The organism is Clostridioides difficile ATCC 9689 = DSM 1296, assembly GCF_001077535.1.
Classification (GTDB): domain Bacteria; phylum Bacillota; class Clostridia; order Peptostreptococcales; family Peptostreptococcaceae; genus Clostridioides; species Clostridioides difficile.
In genome coordinates this window covers 2,637,446-2,661,257 of the sequence record NZ_CP011968.1, presented here as the reverse complement: position 1 = coordinate 2,661,257, position 23,812 = coordinate 2,637,446, and the positions used below count along the sequence as shown (strand labels likewise).

Annotated in this window: 20 protein-coding genes; 19 read left to right on the top strand and 1 reads right to left on the bottom strand. The window is 29.3% G+C overall.

The genetic code is table 11. The annotated features are described in order from the left end of the window. The first annotated feature begins 3 nt into the window (after positions 1-3). From CDIF1296T_RS12810 to CDIF1296T_RS12720, 19 genes are all read left to right on the top strand, one after another. Positions 4-543, top strand: a complete 540-nt coding sequence (locus CDIF1296T_RS12810; protein ID WP_003430880.1) for a 2-oxoacid:acceptor oxidoreductase family protein — start codon at positions 4-6, stop codon at positions 541-543. Positions 544-699: 156 nt separating this feature from the next. Next, on the top strand, positions 700-1,758 hold the full coding sequence (gene buk / locus CDIF1296T_RS12805) for a butyrate kinase (RefSeq protein ID WP_009890632.1): 1,059 nt from the start codon (positions 700-702) through the stop codon (positions 1,756-1,758). A gap of 17 nt (positions 1,759-1,775) precedes the next feature. Beyond that, complete coding sequence (locus tag CDIF1296T_RS12800; protein ID WP_009897622.1) at positions 1,776-2,669, top strand: bifunctional enoyl-CoA hydratase/phosphate acetyltransferase; 894 nt, start codon at positions 1,776-1,778, stop codon at positions 2,667-2,669. 29 nt (positions 2,670-2,698) lie between these two features. Further along, a complete protein-coding gene (locus tag CDIF1296T_RS12795) occupies positions 2,699-3,907 on the top strand; it encodes an aminotransferase-like domain-containing protein (protein WP_004454722.1) in 1,209 nt (402 codons plus the stop codon). A 23-nt stretch (positions 3,908-3,930) separates the two neighbouring features. Beyond that, a complete protein-coding gene (locus CDIF1296T_RS12790; protein WP_004454721.1) occupies positions 3,931-5,190 on the top strand; it encodes an MFS transporter in 1,260 nt (419 codons plus the stop codon). Positions 5,191-5,834: 644 nt separating this feature from the next. Beyond that, complete coding sequence (locus CDIF1296T_RS12785; RefSeq protein WP_018112852.1) at positions 5,835-7,298, top strand: alanine/glycine:cation symporter family protein; 1,464 nt, start codon at positions 5,835-5,837, stop codon at positions 7,296-7,298. 55 nt (positions 7,299-7,353) lie between these two features. Beyond that, positions 7,354-8,490 carry a M20 family metallopeptidase gene (locus CDIF1296T_RS12780; protein WP_009893603.1) on the top strand — a complete coding sequence of 379 codons (1,137 nt, stop codon included), beginning with the start codon at positions 7,354-7,356 and terminating at the stop codon, positions 8,488-8,490. 235 nt (positions 8,491-8,725) lie between these two features. Beyond that, the gene (locus CDIF1296T_RS12775) at positions 8,726-9,841 is read left to right on the top strand and encodes a C45 family autoproteolytic acyltransferase/hydolase (RefSeq protein ID WP_009897617.1); all 1,116 of its coding nucleotides are present in this window, start codon (positions 8,726-8,728) and stop codon (positions 9,839-9,841) included. Between the two features lie 151 nt (positions 9,842-9,992). Beyond that, positions 9,993-10,862 carry an AraC family transcriptional regulator gene (locus CDIF1296T_RS12770; RefSeq protein ID WP_009897610.1) on the top strand — a complete coding sequence of 290 codons (870 nt, stop codon included), beginning with the start codon at positions 9,993-9,995 and terminating at the stop codon, positions 10,860-10,862. 375 nt (positions 10,863-11,237) lie between these two features. Further along, complete coding sequence (gene srlA, locus CDIF1296T_RS12765; RefSeq protein ID WP_003430863.1) at positions 11,238-11,783, top strand: PTS glucitol/sorbitol transporter subunit IIC; 546 nt, start codon at positions 11,238-11,240, stop codon at positions 11,781-11,783. Positions 11,784-11,795: 12 nt separating this feature from the next. Beyond that, positions 11,796-12,809 (top strand): PTS glucitol/sorbitol transporter subunit IIB, encoded by a 1,014-nt coding sequence (srlE, locus tag CDIF1296T_RS12760; protein ID WP_004454715.1) that lies wholly within the window; start codon positions 11,796-11,798, stop codon positions 12,807-12,809. Between the two features lie 221 nt (positions 12,810-13,030). After that, complete coding sequence (locus CDIF1296T_RS12755; RefSeq protein WP_009897607.1) at positions 13,031-15,004, top strand: BglG family transcription antiterminator; 1,974 nt, start codon at positions 13,031-13,033, stop codon at positions 15,002-15,004. Positions 15,005-15,072: 68 nt separating this feature from the next. Next, positions 15,073-15,432: a transcriptional regulator GutM gene (locus CDIF1296T_RS12750; protein ID WP_009897605.1), complete on the top strand. Its 360-nt coding sequence runs from the start codon at positions 15,073-15,075 to the stop codon at positions 15,430-15,432. Positions 15,433-15,466: 34 nt separating this feature from the next. Beyond that, entirely contained in the window at positions 15,467-15,823 is a 357-nt protein-coding gene (locus CDIF1296T_RS12745; RefSeq protein ID WP_018112851.1) for a PTS glucitol/sorbitol transporter subunit IIA, read from the top strand. A 36-nt stretch (positions 15,824-15,859) separates the two neighbouring features. Further along, positions 15,860-17,152: an NAD(P)H-dependent oxidoreductase gene (locus CDIF1296T_RS12740; RefSeq protein ID WP_004454709.1), complete on the top strand. Its 1,293-nt coding sequence runs from the start codon at positions 15,860-15,862 to the stop codon at positions 17,150-17,152. Positions 17,153-17,587: 435 nt separating this feature from the next. Then, a complete protein-coding gene (locus CDIF1296T_RS12735) occupies positions 17,588-18,226 on the top strand; it encodes a helix-turn-helix transcriptional regulator (RefSeq protein ID WP_003416703.1) in 639 nt (212 codons plus the stop codon). Positions 18,227-18,232: 6 nt separating this feature from the next. Beyond that, positions 18,233-19,075 (top strand): pyruvate, water dikinase regulatory protein, encoded by an 843-nt coding sequence (locus CDIF1296T_RS12730; RefSeq protein WP_004454708.1) that lies wholly within the window; start codon positions 18,233-18,235, stop codon positions 19,073-19,075. Between the two features lie 60 nt (positions 19,076-19,135). Next, the gene (ppdK, locus tag CDIF1296T_RS12725; RefSeq protein ID WP_009890612.1) at positions 19,136-21,763 is read left to right on the top strand and encodes a pyruvate, phosphate dikinase; all 2,628 of its coding nucleotides are present in this window, start codon (positions 19,136-19,138) and stop codon (positions 21,761-21,763) included. Between the two features lie 213 nt (positions 21,764-21,976). Next, complete coding sequence (locus CDIF1296T_RS12720) at positions 21,977-22,222, top strand: zinc ribbon domain-containing protein (protein ID WP_009890610.1); 246 nt, start codon at positions 21,977-21,979, stop codon at positions 22,220-22,222. A gap of 275 nt (positions 22,223-22,497) precedes the next feature. On the opposite strand, the gene CDIF1296T_RS12715 is transcribed toward CDIF1296T_RS12720, so the two are convergent. Further along, the gene (locus CDIF1296T_RS12715) at positions 22,498-23,808 is read right to left on the bottom strand and encodes a TolC family protein (protein WP_009897602.1); all 1,311 of its coding nucleotides are present in this window, start codon (positions 23,806-23,808) and stop codon (positions 22,498-22,500) included. Positions 23,809-23,812: the final 4 nt, after the last annotated feature.

Here is a 23,812-nt window from a genome sequence, read left to right as displayed (position 1 = left end):
AATATGTTGAATGAAATTATATGTGCTGGTTTTGGAGGACAGGGAGTTCTTACAGCAGGAAAAATTATAATGTATGTTGCATATAAGGCAGAAAAGAAAATTACATGGTTCCCATCTTATGGAAATGAGATGAGGGGAGGAAGTGCAAATTGCAATGTTGTTGTAAGTGATGAAAAAATTGCAAATCCTTGTGTAAAAAATCCAGATATACTATTGGGAATGAACAGCGTATCAGTAGATAAGTATGAAAGTTTAATGAAAAAAAATGGTTATATGTTTGTCAATGAATCACTAGTAAGTAAGGATAGAAAGTACAGAGAAGACATTAATGTTATAAAAGTACCTGTTACTGAAATAGCACAAAATTTAGGCAATGAAAAAGCTGCTAACATTTGCATGTTAGGTGCTATGGTAAAGAGTTTGGATTTATTTACAAAAGAAGAATTTGAAAGTGGTATGTGTGAATACTTTGAAAATCAAGGCAAAGGTAAATTCAATTCTAAAAATGTAGAAGCATTTGAAGCTGGATACGACTACGAATGAATATTTTAAATATTTAAAATAATTATTGAAATACTTATTTTTATATGTTAGTATTTAATTAATAAAATATAGAACGTCGTTCTGGACAATAGGACGAAGTCTTTAGGTCGGAATACAAGAACGGCGTTCTGTATAGTAGAACTAGGGGGTGTTAAATTGAAAGTTTTAGTAATAAATCCTGGTGGTACATCCACAAAAATTTCTGTTTTCCAAGATGAAAATGAAATTTTGAAAAAAAATATAACCCATACAAGAGAAGATTTAAAAAATTTTTCTAAAGTATTTGATGAATATGATTATAGAAAACAACTGATAGTAGATATTTTAAGTAGTGAGAATCATAGTATAAATTCTTTTGACGCAGTAGTTGGTCGTGGTGGACTTATGAAGGCTATAAAAGGTGGTACCTATACTGTGAGTGAAGAAATGATTGAGGATATGAGAAATGAAATAAATGGGGAACATGCATCAAATTTAGGTGCATTATTAGCTAAAACTATAGCTGATGAAATAGGAGTACAATCATTTGTAGTAGACCCAGTTTCTGTAGATGAATTTGATGATGTATCGAGGATTACAGGAATATCAGACATAGAAAAAGCAAGTTGGTTACATGCATTAAACCATAAAGCTGTTTCAAGAAAAATTGCACAAAAACTAGGGGGAAAATACGAGGATTATAACTTTATTGTAGCTCATTTAGGTTCAGGAATATCGATTGTAGCACATAAACAAGGCAAAATGATTGATGGAAGTGGTGGTAGGTCTGATGGTCCATTTTCTCCAGAAAGGAGTGGTGGATTACTTGCATATCCTCTTATAGAATTGTGTTACTCCGGAAAATATACTCATGATGAAATGGTCGCAAAAGTAAGTTCGATTGGGGGAATGTACGATTATTTAGGAACAAAGGACATGATAGAAATTGAAAACAGAATCAAGGAGGGTGATGAAAAGGCAAAACTTATAATGGATGCATTTATTTATCAAGTAGCAAAAGAAATTTCTATGTATGGAGCTTCACTTTCAGGGAATGTAGATAGAGTTATCTTGACAGGAGGGATATCTCACTCAGAAATGGTAGTCAAAGGAGTAGCAGAAAAAGTTTCATATCTAGCTCCAATAGAGATAGTACCAGGAGAGATGGAAATGGAGGCACTTGCTCTAGGGGCACTTAGAGTACTTAATGGAGAAGAAATAGCAAAAACTTATTAATATTTAGGAGAAAGAGTATGTTAAAAGATTTTAATAATTTATTAGAAGAGGCTAAAAAGCTTGAACCTGTTATTGTAAGTGTTGCTGTTGCAGAAGACAAAGAAGTATTAAAGGCTGTGAAATCAGCAACAGATTTAAACATTATAAAGCCAATTCTTGTAGGAGACAAGGATAAAATAGAAAGTATATCAAGAGAAATTGGATTAAAAGGTCATGAAATAATAGGTTGTCAAAATCCCGATGAATCAGTTAAAAAAGCTGTAGAGATAGTTAAAAATAAGGAAGCTAAAGTTCTTATGAAGGGATTAGTAAATACAAGTGTCTATATGAGAGCTATATTAAATAAAGAAACGGGTCTTAGAACAGGAAGATTATTAAGTTTGCTTGCAGTATATGAATTACCTCAATATCATAAACTTCTTTATTGTACTGATAGTGGAATAAATGTATCGCCAAACTTAAATCAAAAAAAAGATATAATGACAAATGTACTTCTTACTATGAAAAGTATAGGCATGGAAAATCCTAAAACTGCGATACTTACTGCAAATGAAATGGTAGACCCTAAGATACAATCTACAGTGGATGCCAACCTACTTGTAGAGATGGAAAAATCGGGAGAAATACCAAAGTGTATAGTGGAAGGTCCAATAGCATTTGATGTAGCATTTGATGCACATGCAGCAGAACATAAAGGTATTAAAAGTAATATTGCTGGTGATGTTGATTTATTAGTATTTCCAAATATAGAAGCAGGGAATATATTAGGAAAGTCATGGCTTAGATTTAATAAAGCTAAGTGGGCAGGTATAGTTTTAGGAGCAACAAATCCGATAATTTTAGGTTCACGTTCTGACACAGCTGAAATAAAAATAAATTCAATAGCATTAGCGTGCCTAGCATCACAATAAGAAATTATTATTAAGGAGGAAAAAGTGTTATGAAATATGCAAAAAGAATGGATATGGTAAAAGCTTCAGCTATAAGAGATTCTCAAAAGAAAATAGCTCAGAAGGTAGCAAGTGGTGGAACTGTTATATCTTTTGCTGCAGGGCTTCCTGACCCAAATTTATTTCCAATAGAAGAGATAAGTGAAATAACTCAAAAAGTACTTAATGAAAGGGGAAAATTTGCCCTAGCATATGGACCTACTAAAGGTGAAGATGAGTTGTTAGATCTATTAGTAAAAAGAATGAAAGAAGAAGAAAATATTGATACAAAAGCAGAAAATATTATAATAACTACTGGGTCACAACAAGGGATAGCATTAAGTGCTATGATTTTATTAGAAAAGGGAGATGTAGTAGTTACAGAAAATCCAAGTTACTTAGGTGCAATAAATGCATTTAGACCTTATGAATGTGATTTTTTAGGAGTAGATACAGATGAAGAAGGAATGGTAACAGATGATTTAGACAAATTATTATCTGAAAATTCTAACATAAAGGTGATATATGTAATACCAACATTTCAAAACCCTACAGGAAAAACATGGTCTTTACAAAGAAGAAAAGATTTTATGGAAGTCGTGAATAAATATGATGTCATAGTAATAGAGGATAATCCTTATGGAGAAATAAGATTTACACCAGAACCTCTACCTACACTTAAATCTCTTGATACTAAAGATAAAGTATTGTACCTTGGGTCATTTTCAAAGGTATTATGTCCAGGATTTAGAGTTGCTTGGATGTGTGGTAATGTAGACATCATAGATAAGGCAGAACTTTTAAAACAAGGTATAGATTTACAGTCAAATCAATTTTCGCAAGTACAAGTAATAGAATTTTTAAAGAAATACAACTTAAATGAACATATAGAAAAAATAAGAGCAGAGTATAAGAAAAGATGTCTGCTAATGTTAGATGCTATGAAGAAACATTTCCCAGAGGAAGCTAAATATACAGAACCAGATGGAGGAATGTTTATATGGGTTGAACTTCCTGAAAGTATAAATGTAGATGATTTATTAGATAAAGCCATTGATGCTGGAGTTGCTTATGTTTCTGGAGAGTCCTTCTTTGCAAATAATGGTCCAAAAAATACTATGAGACTTAACTATACAACAATGTCAGAAGAACAAATCGTTAAAGGTGTTGAGATACTTGCAGAAGTTATAAAAAAAGAACTCAATTATGCTTGTGAATAAATATAAAAAGTGAGGGTTTAAATATGGGAGAAAAAGAAAACGGTATAAAGTTTGGAAAGTTAATGTTTCAACTTGTTATTATAGCAATATCTTGGGAATTAGTTTATATTATACCATTTATCCAATATACATTATATGATCCAATCCTAAAAGCATTAGAATGTACAAACACTCAACTAGGTTTTCTACTTACAATTTATGGGTTAGGTAATATATTTGGAGCTCCTATAGGAGGCTGGTTAGCAGATAGATTTGATTATAGAAAGATAATTTTAGGTTCTGTATTTCTTAATGGAGTAGTATCATTTTTATTTGCATTTAATATGAACTATCCATTTGCAGTTGCTACTTGGGTAGGTTGTGCAATCACATCATTAGTTATGAACTATCCTTCTATGGTAAAAATACTTAGAGTTATAGGAAAAGATAATCAAGGTAAGGTTTATGGATTTAATGAAGCTATGGTTGGAGTTTCTGGAGTAGTAATGGGAGCAATATTCTTATATATTTATACATGCTTTGCAACTCCTACATTGGGTATGAGATGGGTAATGATATCTTTAGGAATATTATCAATAGCAATGTGTCCAGTATTATGGTTTGTAATTAAAGATGTAGATATTAAAGAAGAAAGAGAAGAAGCAGGTGAAAAAATGTCTGCTGGTGATTTTATAACAGTACTAAAATCACCAAATACTTGGCTAGTAGGAATAAGTATATTCTGTGTATATTCATTCACAGTTACAATGTCTTATTTTACACCATATATAACATCTGTACTTGGAGGTTCTGTAGCATTATCTGGTGCATTAGCAATAATAAGACAGCATGGTCTAAAATTATTTGGAGCACCATTTGGAGGATATTGTGCAGACAAATTAAAATCTCCTACAAAAGTACTTTTACCAATATATGTATTTGGTATAGCAGTAATAGTTTTATTCCTAGTATTACCTGCATCAACTCCAATGACTATATTCATAGCTTTAACATTTGTAGTAGGTATATTAGGTTACATGGGAAAAGGTATATATTATGCAGTACAAGATGAAGTAAAAGTTCCAGTTAAATATTCAGCAACTACTATAGGTATAGCTGCAGCTTTAGGATTTTCACCAGATGTATTCCAATTTGCATTAATAGGACACTGGATAGATACTTATGGCAATAAAGGTTACACATATACATTTATATTCCAAATAGCAATTCTAGTTATTGGAATACTATCTTGTTTATATATATTAAAGGTTAAAAAGAGAAGAGCAAGTAAATTAGAAGCTTAAATATTCAATTTGGTAATTAAGTATATATAAATACAATACTTATTTTGATGAATGTGATTGTATAAATAACATAAAAAATATCAATAGATTAAGTTTTATAATAATGTTTAGAGAATAAAGTATAAAAATCAAAATGTTATCAAGTTTTCTAGGTTTTAACATAAAGTTACCCCTGAAGGTGTAAAATTGAGTGGCAATTATTATCTATTTTCTTACCTACATAAACCTATTTAATTTAAATTCTAAGAGATTTTCAAAATAGATGGTAGTTGTACTCAATTTTAAACCTCATAATAAATACGAAAATTTAAAATCTAACTAGATACTATTTAATTATATATTAATAAATATATATTGTACTATTTATATAATAATAATTTCAGGCTTTTCATTATATGTATTCCAATTTATATTGTTTGATTATTATTCAAACACACGTCGTTAAAAATTTTATAAATTTATGTTTAGATATGATTAATACTCTTGATTTTAGAAATAAATATTTGTAGATTGTAGATTAAAGATAATATAAATAAATAGAAGGTAGATTTTTTAGATATATTAATATAAAGATTATATAAAATATTGAAATATAGCTGTTTAAATTATTGTCTATAAATATAAAATGAATGGTGGTGAGTTAAGTGACCGATTTAGTTAACACCATTAATGGAATTGTTTGGTCACCCGTATTAGTTGCAATGTGTTTGTGTATAGGATTATATTTTTCATTGAAATTAAAACTTTTTCAAATAAGAGATGTAAAAGAAATGTTTACTCTCTTGCTTGAAGGAGATAGTTCTCATGTTGGTATATCATCATTTCAAGGTTTTGCTACATCTATGGCTGGAAGAATAGGGACTGGAAATATAGCTGGTGTAGCTGTAGCAATAGCAATGGGAGGTCCAGGAGCATTAGTATGGATGTGTATAATGGCTACATTAGGTTCAGCAACTGCATTTGTAGAATCTACTTTAGCTCAAATATATAAAGATGAGCATGATGGGCAGTATAGAGGAGGACCTCCATATTATTTTGAAAAAGGTCTTGGGTGGAAAAAGTGTTCAGTTTTATTTTCAATAGTTGCAATAATAAGTTATACATTTTTTATGCCTGGTACACAATCAAACACTTTATATCTAGCAATGAATCAAGCATTTGGATTTTCAAAAATGACAATAGCAGTAGCATCTTCTATTGCATTAGCGATAATAATTTTTGGAGGAATTAAAAGGATTGGTTTATTTGCTGAAAAAGTAGTACCTATAATGGGTGGAGCATACCTTATTATGACATTAGTAATAATTATAACAAATATTAGTTTAGTTCCAGAGGCTATTGTAACAATGTTTAAATCTGCATTTGGATTTGGTTCAGTTTTTGGAGGAATGCTAGGTTCAGCAATATCTTGGGGAGTAAAAAGAGGTATATACTCAAATGAAGCAGGAGAAGGTTCTGGGACTTATGGTGCGGCAGCAGCAGAAGTAAGTCATCCAGCCAAACAAGGATTAGTTCAAGCATTTTCTGTTTATGTAGACACATTATTAATATGTATGGCTACAGGTATTATGATTGTAATAACAGGAATGTATAATGTTACAGGTGTTTGCACAGCACTACCAGGTGTAGAACCGGGACCACAATATGTACAGAGTGCAATAAATACATTACATCCACAATTAGGTGATATTTTTATAGCAATAGTTTTATTATTATTTACATTTACAACTTTATTAGCCTTCTCATATATGATGGAGACTAATGTATCTTACTTAGTAACTAGAATTAAAGCAGAAAAACATGAAAAGTACATAATTAATGTCTGTAGATTTATGCTTATAGCATGTGCAGCAATGTGTTGTTTTATAGAACCACTTACAAGCTGGGCATTAGGTGATATATGTATAGGTGTATTAACATATATAAATTTAATTGCCATCTTTACACTAAAAAAACCAGCTATAAAGGCATATTATGATTATATAAGACAGAAGAAGATGGGAATAAAAAGGAGTGATAGAACTTTTAACCCTATAGAGTTAGATATAAGAAATGCTGAGTTTTGGGAAAATAGATACTTAAAAGAGGATAAGCATGAGTTAAATTAAAGTTATAATAAAATATAAAAATTACTAAATAAATTTAGTGGGAGGTAAGATTGGTATGAAAGAAAGAATAATACAAGTGGCTGATTCAAAGAAAGAAAAAATTCTAGGGCTATGTCAATCTTTATATGATGAACCAGAAATTGCTTTGCAAGAATATAAATCTGCTAAAAAAATATCAGAATTTCTAAGAGAAGAGGGTTTTGATGTTGAGGAAAACTTGGCAGGTATGGCTACAGCTTTTAAAGCAACCAAGAAAAATGGAGATGGTCCTAAAATAGCATTTATAGCAGAATATGATGCTCTTCCAGGCAATGGACATGCATGTGGACATCATTTAATTGCATCTATGGGAGTTGGAGCTGGAATAGCTCTTTCAAGTATACTGGATACTTACAAGGGAGAAGTAAGTATAATTGGAACACCTGCTGAAGAAACTGGAGATGGAAAGCCTTACTTGATAGAACATGGTGTATTTGATGGCTATGATGCAGCAATGATGATACATCCAAATTCAAAAACTTGTGTAACACCTGAAATTATAGCAATAGGAGGTCTAGATTTCATATTTACTGGAAAAGCATCTCATGCAGGAGCTAAGCCATATAACGGAATAAATGCTTTAGATGCAGTAGTACTACTATATAATAATATAAATGCACTAAGACAACAATTAGTAGATGGAACGAGAATACATGGTATTATATTAGAAGCAGGAACTGCTGCAAATGTAATACCTGATATGGGAAAAGTAAGATTAGAGATAAGGGCAAAAGAACAAAATTACTTTGATGAAGTAGTAGAAAAAGTGAAAAATTGTGCTAGAGGTGCTGCAATAGCCACTGGATGTGAACTTGAATTTTATCACTTTGAACCAACTTGCCAAGGATTAAATGAAAATAAAGTTTTGGTAGATATATTTACAAAGATTATGGAGGAATTTGGAATATATGAAGATGAACAAGTAATGTTAGGTTCAACAGATATGGGAAATTTAAGTCAAATAATGCCATGTATACATCCTTTGATGAAGTTTTCTGAAAATGGAGAAGAACTACATACAAAAGAATTTTTGGAGGCTTCTATAAATTCATATGCAAAAGATAGAGTAATTGATGGTATAAAAATATTAGCTTTAACAGGATTTAATTTATTTGAAAATCCAGAATTATTGAAAAAAATGAAGGAAGAGTAGAACTTAGACTATTTTTAATTATACTCTTTAAAATAAGAAGAGTGTCTCAAAATGAACTTTTTAGTTTATGAGACACTCTTTTTTGTATGAAATTAAATATATTTTTATTATTTTAAACATGAAAAAGAGGCTTATCTGTTTTTATATGACCTTTTTTAACTTGTAGCACAAAATATCATGAATGATTACAATTCGAATGATAAAATCGATTATAAGATATATAGGAGGGGTACATATGGAAACTTTAGAAGTAAGAAATATTGAATTGAGTGGTACAAATTATGAGATAGGATACAGACTAGGAGAATTGGTTGCTAATATGCCAGAGATAATAGAAGGTCAGATTAATAAATCTAATCTGGTAAGCAAAAAAGAAGAAAAAGAGATGATAGAGTTGTTTGATAAATATTGTCCAGGTCTTAATGAAGAATTGCAAGGTTTTGCTGATGCAATTCAAGTGAATTGTAATCAAATTTTATATTATACTATGACTTATCTTAAACCAGGTTGTAGTCAAGTTGCATTAGCACCAGAATTAACTGAAAATGGGCATGTACTATTTGCACGTAATTTCGATTTCTCACACAATATGGAGGATTTTGTTTTATGTAAAACTAAGGTAAATGGAAAATATGCACATATAGGTACTACCATTATGCAATTTGGAAGAGGTGAAGGTATGAATGAATGTGGCTTAGGTGTAAGTCAGTCATCATGTGGTATTCCTGTAGGCAATTCAGATGGTTTAAGAAAACCAGCAATTGTAGGTTTACAGTTTTGGGCTGTTATTAGATATTTGTTAGAAAATTGCAAAGATGTAGATGAAGCATTAGAATATTTAAAAGATATGCCAATTGCATACAATATTAATTTATTGCTTGCAGATAAGTCTGGAAACATTGCACTTGTGGAGACTTTAGATGGGAAAAAAGAAGTAAATATAATCAACAGTTTAGAAAGTAAAAGAGAATATTTTTTACACTCTACTAATCATACACATATTGATAAACTTCATAAATTAGATCCACAATCAATGAAAAATTCTATTCATAGATATAAATTAATTAAAGAATATATAAATAAGTCTAAAAAAATTGGAGAGAAAGAGTTAATGAATTTATTGTCTTCAAAATATCCAAATGGCTTATTTTGTAATTACTATAATGATTTTTTTGGAACTTTAAAAAGTATAGTTATGGATTTAAATATAGGAAAGTTTAATATTTTATGGGGTGGACTAGAGAATAAATGGGAGAGCTACTATTTAAAAAATGACATTAAATCTATAACACAGAGGATAAACATAAATATTGAAAAAGCACCATCTGACTTTTTTGATTTCATTGAATAAAAAATGTATTCAATTATTCTAAATAATTAGGATATATAAATCAACTAAAAGTTTTTATTTATCGTATTGAATTAGTTATAATATTTTAGTATAGTAAAAAATAGTGCTATTTTACATATTTAAAGAGTTTAAGTAAAAGAGAGGTGCCATATTGGATTACTTAAAGTATTTTGAAAAAGCTGTAATGTATATTGAGAATAATTTACATGAAAATATAACTGTAAATGATGTGGCAAAAGAAACTGGATATTCTTATTATCATTTAACACGCTTATTTAAGTCTATGTTTGGTGAGAGTGTAGGAAGTTATATAAAAAAAAGACGATTAGTAAGTAGTACAAAAGAACTTTTATATAGTGATAAAAAAGTGATAGATATAGCTATTGGTAGTGGATTTGAATCTTCAGAAGCATTTAGCAGAGCATTTAAATCTATATACAAGGTTAGCCCTATAGAATATAGAAAAAATAGAATTGATGTATTTGTTGGTAAAAAGAAAAAATTAGAGTTAGATTTTATGAGACATCTTGTTGGAAATATAACGATTAAACCAGTTATAAAAGAAATAGAAAAAATAAAGGTAATAGGTATAAAGGATAAAGTAATTTTAGAAAATAATTCATTACCTGACTTGTGGGAGAAATTCAGAAAAGTACATCATATTGTCCCAAATACTTTGCCATCAAAGAGAGTTTTTGGAATCTGTGAAGCAATCTCTGAAATACACCTAGTTAGTGAAAGTATGGAATTTAATGAGATAATAGGACTTGAAGTTAATAGTTATGATGTGATTCCAAATTCATTTGTTTCAAAAACTATTAAGGAAGGAAAGTATGCTATATTTACTCATACTGGTAACTTAGATAATTTAGACAAAACTTATGAATATATATGGGGTACTTGGTTTTTAAGTTCAAAAGAAGAACTTGATATAAGAGATGATTTTGAAGTATATGATGAACGATTTTTAGGTCCTAGTAATGTGAACTCACAAATTGATATTTATATACCTATAAAATAATCTATAAGAAAACTAAAAAATAATTTGATTAAGAAATAGATGTTCGTAAAAGAGCATCTATTTTTTATTTTTATAAGATTTAGATAATTTTAATAATAAAAGAAATAAAAATAAGTTCTTAAATTTCTAAGAAGAATTTAGAATATAGTCGAAATAAGAATTGTATATTTCTGAAAATTCTAATTAGTACAATTTTTTCCTTTATAAAATTGAAAAAAGATGTATTTATTTATCAAAAATATTATATTAAAATGATATTAATAAAAAAACATTTACAATATTAGCATATAGTACAGAAAAAAGATGTAATTTGTAAAATTTATGGTAAGCAGTAAAATTAAAAATTTAAAGATATTATAGGGAGGTTATAATTTTATGGAAAACGTTATTACAGGTCTAAGTAAAGGTGCAGAGTGGTTTATCGGTTTGTTTCAGAAAGGGGGAGAACAATTTATAGGTCTTGTTTCAGGTACTCTTCCAACGCTAATTGTATTAATGGTAGCTATTAACTCTTTGATTAAGATAATTGGTGAGGAAAGAGTTAATAATTGGGCTTCTAAGCTAGGAAAGAACTCTTTTACAAGATATATTCTACTTCCATTAGTATCAGTATTTTTCTTGGGAAATCCTATGTGCTATACATTTGGTAGATTTTTAAAAGAAGAGCACAAAGCAGGATTTTATGATGCAGCAGTTTCATTTGTACATCCAATTACAGGTCTTTTTCCACATGCAAATGCAGGAGAACTTTTTGTATGGTTGGGAATATCTGCAGGTTTGACTACTTTAGGTAAAGAAACTACTACATTGGCATTGTGGTATTTTATAGTTGGTCTAATTGTAATTTTTATAAGAGGTATAGTAACAGAAAAAATGTATGCTTTTCTAACAAGAAAAAATAGAGCAACAAATAAGGCTTAGGAGGTAGATAAAATGGAGGAGAATAAAATATTAAAAATAGAAAAGGGAACTTCAGGCTGGGGAGGTCCTTTGTATATAAAAAAAGAAGGGAATAGAAATAAGATACTATCAATGACTGCTGGTGGTATCCATGAAGTAACATTAAAAATAAAAGAACTACTGGGTTGTGAAATTGTAGATGGATTTAAAACTGGAGTTTCTGATGAAGAAGTAGCAGTAGTTATTATTGATTGTGGTGGAACTGCTAGATGTGGAGTTTATCCAAAGAAAAAAATACCTACAATAAATGTAAATCCAGTTGGAAAAACAGGTCCTTTAGCAAAATTTATAACAGAAGAATATTATGTATCAGATGTTAATCCTAACTGTATAAGTGTTGTAGATGGGGAAGATATGCCACAAAAATCTCAAGAAAATAAAAGCGAAAATAAGAGTTCTATTAGAAAGCCTGATAATTATGATGAGGTTAAGTCAAAAGCACAAGGTGAATATGCTAAAAAGAACATAATACTTTCTATTGGTCAAGGGGCAGGGCAAGTAGTATCAAAATTTTATGATGCAGGTCGAGATACTATCCAAATGGTAATGAATAACGTAATACCATTTATGGCATTTGTAAGTATGCTTATGGGAATTATTTTAGCATCTGGACTGGGAGACTGGATTGCAAGAGTTATATCTCCACTTGCAGGTAATATTGGTGGATTATTGATTATATCAGTAATTTGCACACTTCCATTCTTATCACCAATACTAGGACCTGGTGCAGTTATAGCTCAAGTAGTAGGGACTCTTGTAGGTACACAAATTGGTCTTGGTGCAATACCAGCATATTTAGCACTTCCAGCTTTATTTGCAATAAATGGGCAAGCTGGATGTGATTTTGTACCAGTAGGATTAAGTTTGGGAGAAGCAGAACCAGAAACTGTAGAGTATGGTGTTCCAGCTTTATTTTACTCTCGTTTAATAACTGGTCCAATAGCTGTTATTATTGCATATGGAGTTGCAGTATTTGCATTGAGATAATATTTAATGTCAATATAAGGCTTGGAATTAATTAATAAAATTGTAAATATAAATTTAAGCTAGTCAAGATTTTTTGTTAATGAAAGACTAGCTTTTATACTATTAATTAGCTGTAATTATCGAGTTAGATTAATACTAAATTTTCCTTTATTAAAGTGAAATTTTATGTATTAATTTGGTTTCAAATTTGTACTAGAATGAAATCAAGGAGGAGATACAAAATGAGTGTAACTGAGAAAATTCCTTCTATTGACCGCAAGATATTTAAGATATTGATTATGTGTAGTAAAAAAGAGTTTGTGAGTATTAACTCAATAGCAAATGAATTGAATGTCACAACTAGAAGTGTAAGGACGTATATAAAACAATTGAATAAAGATTTAGGTAATGATATAGCAGTAATCAAATATATAAAGGGTCAAGGCTATAAACTAGAAATAAAAGATGAGCAGATACTCAATAAGATTATTGATATGAATAGAAAAAATGTATTTTCATTAAATTCAAAAGAAGATAGAGTAGAGTTTATACTAAATTACTTGATAGAACTAGATGGATTTATTACACTTGATAGTTTAGCTGATGAGATATGTGTAGGAAGAACTACTTTAGTAAATGATTTCCAGTATGTAGAAAAAGTTTTGGCTTCATATAATTTAAACTTGATTAAAAAACAGAATACAGGTATGAAATTAAATGGAAATGAACTTGATATTAGACTGTTTATATTAAATCAGTTGTATAAAAACTCAAGAAAAGATTTCAGTAATTCAAAGTATTTTAAAGGAATCAAAAAAGAAGAAATCATAAATTTAGAAGAAAAACTATTGACTTTATTTAAAAAAAATAATTTTTATGTTACAGATGAAATGTTAAGAGAAGTTATTAACTACATAGTAGTTTTAGTCTATAGAGTAAAAGAAGAAAAGAAAGTAAAAGATTATGATGTAAAGTTTGATTTACTTAAATCATATGATGAATACTTTATTGCTAGGGAAATAAAACATATAATATCAGGAATGTTTGAATGTACTTTAAATGATGAAGAAATTATTTATTTAACTATACCGTTAGTTAGTGGAAATGCACCAGCATCAGAATGTGCTTTAAATAGTAGTAGAATTAGTAAAAACATTGATGAGTTGATGGAAAATATATTTAATCAAATATATGTCGATATGGGTATTTTTATAAATGAGGATGAATTAAGAGTAGGTCTAGGATATCATCTTAGTTTTACTTTAAACAGGCTATTATTTAATATAAAGTTAAAAAATGTTTTGTTAGAAGAGATTAAGCAAAATTATATACTTCCATTTAAATTAGCACAAATAGCAGGAAAAGTAATAGAGAAAAAGTATAACTTAGAAGTTTCAGAAGATGAGATTGGATATATAGCAATCCATTTCAGTGGATATTTAGAAAGAAATAGCAGTAGATTCTATTCAATAAAAAAAATAGCAATTATATGTAGTACAGGTCTAGGAACAGCAAAACTATTGAAAATAAGAGTAGAAAAACTGATAGGAAATAATCCTAAAATTGATACTCTTTCAAGTTTTAATTTGAGAAATATTAACTTAGATGAATACGATATAGTTTTTACAACTATTGATTTAGACACATCAAATATAAATACAATAGTATTAAAAATAAATACAATATTTGATGAAAACAAACTAAGAGAACAATTAAAAACAGTATTGTGCCTAAGAGAAGGGAATATTGACACTACTAATTCTACAAATTTACTAATCAATAATTTGTTAGATGAAGATAAATTTATGATATTAAATGAAAAGACTATACTTGCCTCATTAGAAAAAATGATGGACCATCTTATGGATTTGGGATGTATTGATGAGAAGTTTAGAAAAAATATAGTCAATAGAGAAGAAAAATCTCCCACAGTATTTGATAAAGGTTTATTATTTCCTCATTCTGTAAATGAAAAATCAGATAAGTTTTTAATGGCAGTTGGAATTTTAGAAGAACCAATAGAATATGCAAATAGAAGTATAAAAATAATTCTTATGACAATGTTTCCATGTGAGAATAAGATAGACTCAGACTTATTAGTAAAAATTTATGAAGAAGTTTTAAAGATAGGCCAAGATGTAAAATTAACGAATAAGATAAGTAAATGTAGAACTTTTTTAGAATTTAAAAAGGTGTTACTTAAAAACCTTATATAACTATTGTACAGCATTTATAGTTGTTATACAGATTTAAAAATAATGTGATTTTTGGAAGGTGTATAAATATGAAATTATTAGTAATTTTATTTGTTGCTTATATTTTAAATACTATATTTATAATGAAGCAGAATAAATTGTATTTTAAAACTTTAAATAGAGCTAAAAAAAAGGGTGATATAGTGTCTACAGGCAAAAAGAAAAGCTATTTTTCTAAAGGAAGTATAGCCGTTATATCTTCAGATTCAGATGGGTTTATAAAGTTTGGAGAAATTTTAAAAGGGCGTACAGTAATGGCTAAATTTAAAGAGATTGAAGAAATAGAAGGATTAGATATATATAGTGCAGAGCAAAAATTTAAAGATGAAGAGAGTATTGTACAAGCTATAAAATTTATAAAAGAAAAAATAAATGTTTCTTTTAATTAACTCAATATAAATATAAATTATCAGGAGGAATGTCATGAAATATGAAGTTAATATAAGTGGGATAGGCAGTTTAGTTAAAGAGTTAATGGATGAAAGCAATTGTCTTATTATATATGATGAAACCATTAATGATGACGACTTAAAGGATATATCTGTAATTCATTCAATAGCAACGTTAAAAAGTGATGTTGAAATAGGAGATACACTTACTATAGGGAATAGAGATTATTGTATAGTTTCAGTTGGTGATATTGCTCAGAAGACTCTTAGAGAAATTGGGCATTGTACAATCAAATTTGATGGAAAATGTGAAGTAAATTTACCAGGAGAAATACATGTGGAAATAGGAAATCCAGATATAACTATTGGAGATTTAATAACTATTTCTTAATTTGAAAATAAAATTATTATAACAGGAGGAATTGGTATGTTAGATTTAAACAGAAAACTTGCAAAATTGGAAGAGGAAGGTAAAAAAATAAAAGTAGCTCTTATAGGAGCTGGGCATATGGGAAATGGAATGGTAAGCCAAATGGCAAATATGAAAGGTATTGAAGCTTCTATTGTTGTAGATATAAATTTGGAGTTGGCTCATAAAGCTTTTACTGATGCAGGAATAGATGAAGAAATTATAGATAATGTAACAAATGAAAAGGATGCAGAAATAAAATTACAAGAAGGAAAAGTATTGACATGTAATGACTTTCTTGTGGCTTGTAAAACTAAGTCAATAGATGTAGTTATAGATGCAACTGGGGGTATTGCAATTGGTGCAGAGATAGCATTAAACTCTATTTTAAATAAAAAACATATAGTTATGTTAAATGCTGAAACTGATTGTGTTGTTGGACCAATACTTAAAAAATTAGCAGATGATGCTGGAGTAATATTTACAGGTTCTGCAGGAGATGAGCCAGGTGCAGTAATGGAATTATTTGATTTTGCAGATGCAATGGGGTTTGAAGTTAGAGTGATAGGTAAAGGTAAAAATAATAAATTAGATTTAGATTGTAATCCTGATACAGTTAGAGAAGAAGCAGAAAGAAAAGGAGCTTCACCTCATATGATAGCTTCTTTTAAAGAAGGAACTAAAACAATGGTAGAAATGGCTTTAATGTGTAATGCAACTGGATTTGTGCCTGATGTAAGAGGTGGTCATGGTATTGAAGCTACAGTTAATGAAGTACCTAAGAAATATGCATTAAAAAGCGAAGGTGGAGTATTAGATAATTACGGTGTAGTTGATTTTGTAAATGGTATAGCACCTGGAGTTTTCGTAGTAGTAGCCCATAAATTAAAAGCAGTTAATGATGAACTAAAATATTTAAGTATGGGTGATGGACCTAATTACATATTATATAGACCATATCATTTATGTAGTTTAGAGACTCCTTTATCAGCAGCTATGGCAGTTTTAGACCATAAGGCTACAATAGTACCTAAAGCTGGACTAGTAGCAGAAGTTATGACTATAGCTAAGAAAGATTTGAAAAAAGGTGAGTTTATGGATGGCTATGGAGCATATACATGCTATGGTACTATAGAAAAATACGATGTAGCAAAGGCTATGAATGCTGTACCTATTGGTTTGATAAGTAAAAAGACTAAAGTTGTAAAAGATATTAAAAAAGGTGAAGTTATAACTTACGATATGGTAGAGATAGAAAAAGATACTACTTTATATCATTTAAGACAATTGCAAGAAAAAATATTTGGGTAAGATTTGATGGTAATATAAATAGATATTAGTAAAAAGGGTTGATGGTTATTTTTAAATCAACCCTTTTAAATTTTTATATATTCTTGTTAGGATACTTTCTTTAAAAGTATATTATAGGTTATTTGTAGTCGTAAAAATTATTTTGAATTAGTTCTGCAATTTTATATTCACATTGAAATAATATTATTAAAAATTTTAATATAAAATGAATTAAAATGACCAATTATGTATTATAATATTAACTGTAATACTAATATAGTTCTATTAATTAAAGAAATATCCCCCATTAATATATAATAAATATCTTTAAGCGAGAGAACTTAGTAAAAAATATATCGTATTCAATAAAAAATCTGTTTACAGAATGGTATATATAGTTATATAATATACTATATAAGATGCGAAAAGATAAAAAGTATAGCACAATGAAAGAAGGTGATTATTATTCAGCTTAATGAAAGACAACTAAAAATTATAGATATAGTTAAGGAAAATGAACCAATAACGAGTGAAAGTATTGCCTCCAGCTTGAATGTGACTCGTGCTACACTTAGATCTGATTTAGCTATATTAACAATGACAGGAATATTAGACGCAAGACCAAAAGTTGGATATTTTTATTCAGGAGTTAGTGAAATAAATTTAATTGGTAAAAGTGTAAAAGAAAAAACAGTAGAGGATATAATGAGCATGCCTGTACTAGCTAAGAAGGATGAAAGTATATATGATGTAATAGTCACTATGTTTTTATCTGATGTAGGGAGTATAGTTATTATAGATGAGAATGAAGAGTTATGTGGAGTTGTTTCCAGAAAAGACTTGCTAAAAGCAACTATAGGAGGTTCTGATATAAATAAAATGCCAATAGGTATGATAATGACAAGAACTCCAAATGTAGTCACTTTAACTAAAGGAGCAAGTGTTTTATTAGCTTCAAGAAAAATAATAGAACATGAAGTAGATTCGATTCCGATTGTTGAATATAAGGGAGAAGACAAAAATCATATGAGAGTTGTTGGGAGAATATCAAAAACCAACATAACTAAGCTATTCTTAGAAATAGTTGACAATTAAGGAGGTATGCTGGTGAAAAACCTAATTATATATGCAGTATCAGATTCAGTAGGGGAGACTGCACAACAAGTTGCAAAGGCATGTATGTCTCAGTTTTATGTGAATGAAACTTATGAAATAAAAAGATTTCCATACATGATTAATAAAGGAGTACTACTTGAAACTTTGGAGAATGCAAAAGCTGAAAACGCTTTAATTGTATATACATTAGTTGATGAAGAATTATGCAGTATTGTTGAAAGATATTGCGAAAGAGAAGGTCTTAGTTGTATAGATTTAATGACAGATATACTAAGAGAAATAAGCAAGAGAACAGGAAGAAAACCTAAAAGAGAAGCTGGTATAATTAGAAAATTAGATGAATCTTACTTTAAGAGAGTTGAAGCTATAGAATTTGCAGTGAAATATGATGATGGAAAAGACCCTAGAGGTGTTCTTCAAGCAGACATAATTTTAGTGGGAATATCAAGAACATCTAAAACTCCTTTGAGTATGTATTTAGCTAATAAAAATATAAAAGTAGCTAATGTTCCATTAGTTCCAGAAATACCAATTCCTAAAGAAGTGTTTGAGATAGATACTAAAAAGATAATAGGTCTTACTAATTCACCTGAAAAGCTGAATGAGATAAGAACCCAAAGATTAAAAGCTTTAGGATTGTCCAGTAAAGCAAACTACGCTAATTTAGAAAGAATACTTCAGGAGTTAGATTATTCAGAAGAGATAATGAAAAGAATTGGATGCCCAGTAATAAACGTTTCAAATAAGGCAATAGAAGAAACAGCAGGTATAATTTTAGACATAATGAAAGAAAATGGTCTAAAGATATACAAAGAAATAGAAATTTAATAATGTCTATTAATAAAAATGATATAAATTAAAATAAAAAGATTAATGGGGGATTTAACAATGGAAACTAAGTATGTTTATAGTTTTGGTGAAGGAAGCAAAGACATGAAATCTTTACTAGGAGGTAAAGGTGCCAATTTAGCAGAAATGACTAAGATAGGCTTACCTGTCCCTCCTGGATTCACTATAACAACAGAAGCATGTAATGATTATTATGTTAACAATGAAAGTATAAGAGCAGAGATAATAAAAGAAATAGAAGAGCATTTAGCTACTTTAGAAAAAGACTTAAATAAAACATTAGGATGCAATAAGAATCCATTATTAGTATCAGTTCGTTCTGGTGCAGTATTCTCTATGCCAGGAATGATGGATACAATTCTTAACCTAGGTCTTAATGACAATAGTGTTGTTGGCTTAGCAGAGGCTACACAAAATGAAAGATTTGCATATGATAGTTACAGAAGATTCATACAAATGTTTTCTGATGTTGCTATGGAAGTTCCAAAATATAAATTTGAAAATGTATTAGACAGAGTAAAAGAAGCAAAGGGATACACAGTTGATACAGAACTTACAACTGATGATTTAAAAGAAATAGTAAAAGAATTTAAAGCAATTTATAAAAAAGAAATAAAAAATGATTTCCCACAAGACCCAAAAGAGCAATTAATGCTTGCAATAGAGGCTGTATTTAGATCATGGAATAATCCTCGTGCAATCGTATACCGTAAATTGAATGATATAGCTCATAACTTAGGAACAGCAGTAAATATTCAATCAATGGTATTTGGTAATATGGGAGAAACTAGTGGTACAGGTGTTGCATTTACTAGAAATCCAGCTACAGGAGAAAATAAATTATTTGGTGAATTTTTAATGAATGCACAAGGTGAAGACGTTGTTGCAGGTATAAGAACTCCTCAAAATATATCAACTCTTGCAGATGTAATGCCAGCTGTATTCGATGAATTTGTAAAAATTACTCATATACTTGAAGGTCATTATAAAGATATGCAAGATATAGAGTTTACTATAGAAAATGAAAGATTATATATACTACAAACTAGAAATGGTAAGAGAACAGCAGCAGCAGCAATAAATGTAGCGGTTGATTTAGTTGAAGCTGGAATAATTGATGAAAAAGAAGCTATCATGAGAATTGAGCCTAATCAATTAGACCAATTATTACATCCAAAATTTGAAGATAAGGCATTAAAAGAAGCTAAGGTTATAGCAAAAGGTTTACCAGCATCACCAGGTGCAGCAAGTGGTAAAGTTTATTTCAATGCTGATGATGTAGTAAAAGCAAATGAAAAAGGAGAAAAAGTAGTTTTAGTTAGACTAGAGACATCTCCAGAAGATATAGAAGGAATGGTTAAAGCAGAAGGAATCCTTACAGCTAGAGGTGGAATGACATCACATGCAGCAGTTGTTGCTAGAGGTATGGGTAAATGTTGTGTTGCTGGATGTGGAGAAATAAAAGTTGATGAGTTTAATAAAGAAATAAGAGCACTTGATGATGTAGTTATAAAAGAAGGAGAATACATTTCTATAGATGGTTCTACAGGAAATGTGTACCTAGGAGATGTTAAGAAAACAGAAGTATCTTTGACTGGAAACTTTGAAAAATTAATGAACTGGGTAGACAAACACAAATGTATGATGGTTAGAACTAATGCAGATAATCCTAGAGATGCTCGTGCAGCTATAGAGTTTGGTGCAGAAGGTATAGGTCTATGTAGAACTGAGCATATGTTCTTTGATGAAGCTAGATTGCCAGCAGTTAGAGAAATGATATTATCTAATACAGTAGAACAAAGAGAAAAAGCTCTTGAAAAAATATTACCAATGCAAAGAGAAGATTTTGTAGAGTTATTTAAAGTTATGGATGGAAAACCAGTTAATATAAGATTACTAGATCCACCACTACATGAATTTTTGCCTCATGATGATGAGACTATAGAAGAACTTTCAAAATCTATGGGAATAAAAGTAAGTGATATTAAGAAGAGAATAGTTGATTTAGATGAGTTTAACCCAATGCTTGGACACAGAGGTTGTAGACTTGCAATAACTTATCCTGAAATATGTGTAATGCAATCTAAAGCTATAATACAAGGTGCTATAGAAGCAATCAAAGCAGGTGTTAAAGTTTCTCCAGAGATAATGGTTCCATTAGTTGGAGAAGTAAATGAGTTAAAAATAATAAGAAAAATGATAGTAGAAACTGTTGACGCTATAATAAAAGAAGAAGGTATAGAAGTTCCTTATACTGTAGGTACTATGATAGAAATACCTAGAGCTTGTTTAACTGCTGATGAAATAGCACAAGAAGCAGACTTCTTCAGTTTTGGTACTAATGACTTAACTCAAATGGCATTTGGATATTCAAGAGATGATGCTGGTAAATTCTTAGGTCAATATGTAGATGAAGAAATATTAGAAAAAGACCCATTCCAAGTACTAGACCAAAATGGTGTTGGTAAGTTAGTTAAGATGGGAGCTAAATTAGGTAGAGAAGTTAAACCAGAATTAAAACTAGGAATATGTGGAGAGCATGGAGGAGAACCATCTTCAGTAGAGTTCTGTTATAGTGTAGGACTTAACTATGTATCTTGTTCACCATTTAGAGTGCCAATTGCTAGACTTGCAGCAGCTCAAGCATCTATAAAAAATCCTAGATAATAATAGACTGCAAAATATGTAACTAAATAAAAATAAAATCCCCTATTGTTCAATGTATCAAATTAAGTATTTGTAAATTGAATATAGGGGATTTTTATTATAAAAATTTAACTTATATAGTTGTAAGTGAAACGTATTTAATTATATTGCATATATTATTGTAGAGAGAAATTTCAACTATCAATTAAATTGAGTTTACTGGAGGGGATAAAGTTGACAAAGTGTCCTAAATGTGGAAAGGAAGTATCATCACGTCCAGGTAGTATATGCCCACGATGTGGATTTAAAGTAGCAGATGAGAGTCTAAAAATAAGATGTCCAGAACCTAGTTGTAGGGCTTTGGTATCTAGGAAACTGGATTATTGTCCTAAATGTGGATGCAAACTTAGAGGATATAATATTTCTGAATTTGTTAACATGGTGAGATGTAAAATAGATGAGACATTTGATAAAAAATAATTAAATTTAGAGTTAAGCTTTTGAGGGTGTCTCAAAATGAACTTTTTAGTTCATAAGGCACTCTTTTTGTATGGAATCAAATATATTTTTATAATTTAAACAATAAAAAAGAGGCTTATCTCTATTTTGAGATAGCCTCTATAAAAGTATACAGTTTTATAAGTAAATATATTTTTACTAATCTATTTCTATTATTTGCCTTCTGAATCTTCCATGACTAAAGCCACGAGTGTGCATAACTATTTTTTAATCAAACGTATGTTAAAGTAATCTTTCTATTTACCAGAATTAAGTATCCAAGGTTTTTCTATACCATTTTTTAGTGAGTTATAATTCACAATAAGAGAGTCATAGCTATTTTTAGCATCTTCATTACTTACCACTTGTTTTTTATAATCAGTTAGAGTAATTAATCCTAAATCATATCTTAATTTAGTATTTTTTAATTGTTTTTCTGATAAATCAAGTTGTTTTTTAGTAATCTGAATTGTATCTTCTAAAGCAAGTAATTGAGCATAGCTATCAATTAACCCTTTTTTAAGAGCTTTTTTACTGTCTTCTAATGTTACTAGACCATTTTCAGTATTAAATTTTTGTTGAAGATAATTTGCATAAGTAGTAAGACCAGCAGCATAAGTCTGTCTTTCAAGATTGTATGCTTCAACTTCTTTTTTATATCTATCATAATCTTTTTCATACTTATCCATAAGAACCTTGTATTCATCATCAGTTAGGTTACCTTGCTCTGGTTTTGTAGGAGCAACTGGTCTTGTAAGGTTAGGTCTATCTGGTAAATCTGCTTTGTTCTCATCTTTATCATTAAAGCTTTCTTCTGTACGTTCTAAAATCAATTGGTCGTATTTTAAATATTCATTAACCTTACCTTCCATATATGAATCAACTGAGCCACCTACTCTAAAAGATTCAAATCTATATTCTTTATCCAATTGATAATTATTTAAATCTATATTAGTTAATAACTTAAAATAGTCTTGATTGTTTTTTAGTTCTTGAAGTTTAGCTTTTTGAGTATTTTGTAGTGTTTGAAGTTCAAGTTCAGCTGATTCAGTTTCTAAAGATGTTACTAACCCTAAATCTTTTTTTAATTTCATATCTTTAATTTCTTTAGTTTTTATTTCAAGATTGTTTTTTATTTTATCTAGCTCATTTTCTCTTGAAACTAAATCGTTAAATTTATTAGTAATATCATTTGCTATTTGGTCCTCCATAAAGCCTTTAGCCTGTTCACTTTGATTTTTAAGAAGTCCAATTTGGTCGTATGGAAACGAGTTGTCACTTCCAGTAAAACTATCAAACTCATCTTGTACTTCTAACTTTTCTTTTAACATTTTTATTTCTTCTGATTTCATTTTTAATTTTTCACTATTTTTAAGTGCAGCACTAACAGCTTCTCTAGCAGTCAAAATTTCCTTTTCAGATGTTCTTTTATTTGAGTCACTTAAAATAGAATTATCAACTTTGTTTATAGAAGAAGTATTATTATCTGCGTAAACTGGGATTAAATTGGCAGTTATTATACCAACACCACAGCCAATTGCAACTATTTTGCTCATTTTTTTATTCAATACA

What these genes read in the sequence shown, in the direction of transcription:
- srlE (WP_004454715.1), top strand. Translation starts at nt 11,796, where the DNA reads ATGGAGGAGAATAAAATATTAAAAATAGAAAAGGGAACTTCAGGCTGG.
- ppdK (WP_009890612.1), top strand. Translation starts at nt 19,136, where the DNA reads ATGGAAACTAAGTATGTTTATAGTTTTGGTGAAGGAAGCAAAGACATG.
- CDIF1296T_RS12740 (WP_004454709.1), top strand. Translation starts at nt 15,860, where the DNA reads ATGTTAGATTTAAACAGAAAACTTGCAAAATTGGAAGAGGAAGGTAAA.
- CDIF1296T_RS12750 (WP_009897605.1), top strand. Translation starts at nt 15,073, where the DNA reads ATGAAATTATTAGTAATTTTATTTGTTGCTTATATTTTAAATACTATA.
- CDIF1296T_RS12755 (WP_009897607.1), top strand. Translation starts at nt 13,031, where the DNA reads ATGAGTGTAACTGAGAAAATTCCTTCTATTGACCGCAAGATATTTAAG.
- CDIF1296T_RS12730 (WP_004454708.1), top strand. Translation starts at nt 18,233, where the DNA reads ATGCTGGTGAAAAACCTAATTATATATGCAGTATCAGATTCAGTAGGG.
- CDIF1296T_RS12790 (WP_004454721.1), top strand. Translation starts at nt 3,931, where the DNA reads ATGGGAGAAAAAGAAAACGGTATAAAGTTTGGAAAGTTAATGTTTCAA.
- CDIF1296T_RS12795 (WP_004454722.1), top strand. Translation starts at nt 2,699, where the DNA reads ATGAAATATGCAAAAAGAATGGATATGGTAAAAGCTTCAGCTATAAGA.
- CDIF1296T_RS12800 (WP_009897622.1), top strand. Translation starts at nt 1,776, where the DNA reads ATGTTAAAAGATTTTAATAATTTATTAGAAGAGGCTAAAAAGCTTGAA.
- CDIF1296T_RS12775 (WP_009897617.1), top strand. Translation starts at nt 8,726, where the DNA reads ATGGAAACTTTAGAAGTAAGAAATATTGAATTGAGTGGTACAAATTAT.
- CDIF1296T_RS12810 (WP_003430880.1), top strand. Translation starts at nt 4, where the DNA reads ATGTTGAATGAAATTATATGTGCTGGTTTTGGAGGACAGGGAGTTCTT.
- CDIF1296T_RS12780 (WP_009893603.1), top strand. Translation starts at nt 7,354, where the DNA reads ATGAAAGAAAGAATAATACAAGTGGCTGATTCAAAGAAAGAAAAAATT.
- CDIF1296T_RS12745 (WP_018112851.1), top strand. Translation starts at nt 15,467, where the DNA reads ATGAAATATGAAGTTAATATAAGTGGGATAGGCAGTTTAGTTAAAGAG.
- srlA (WP_003430863.1), top strand. Translation starts at nt 11,238, where the DNA reads ATGGAAAACGTTATTACAGGTCTAAGTAAAGGTGCAGAGTGGTTTATC.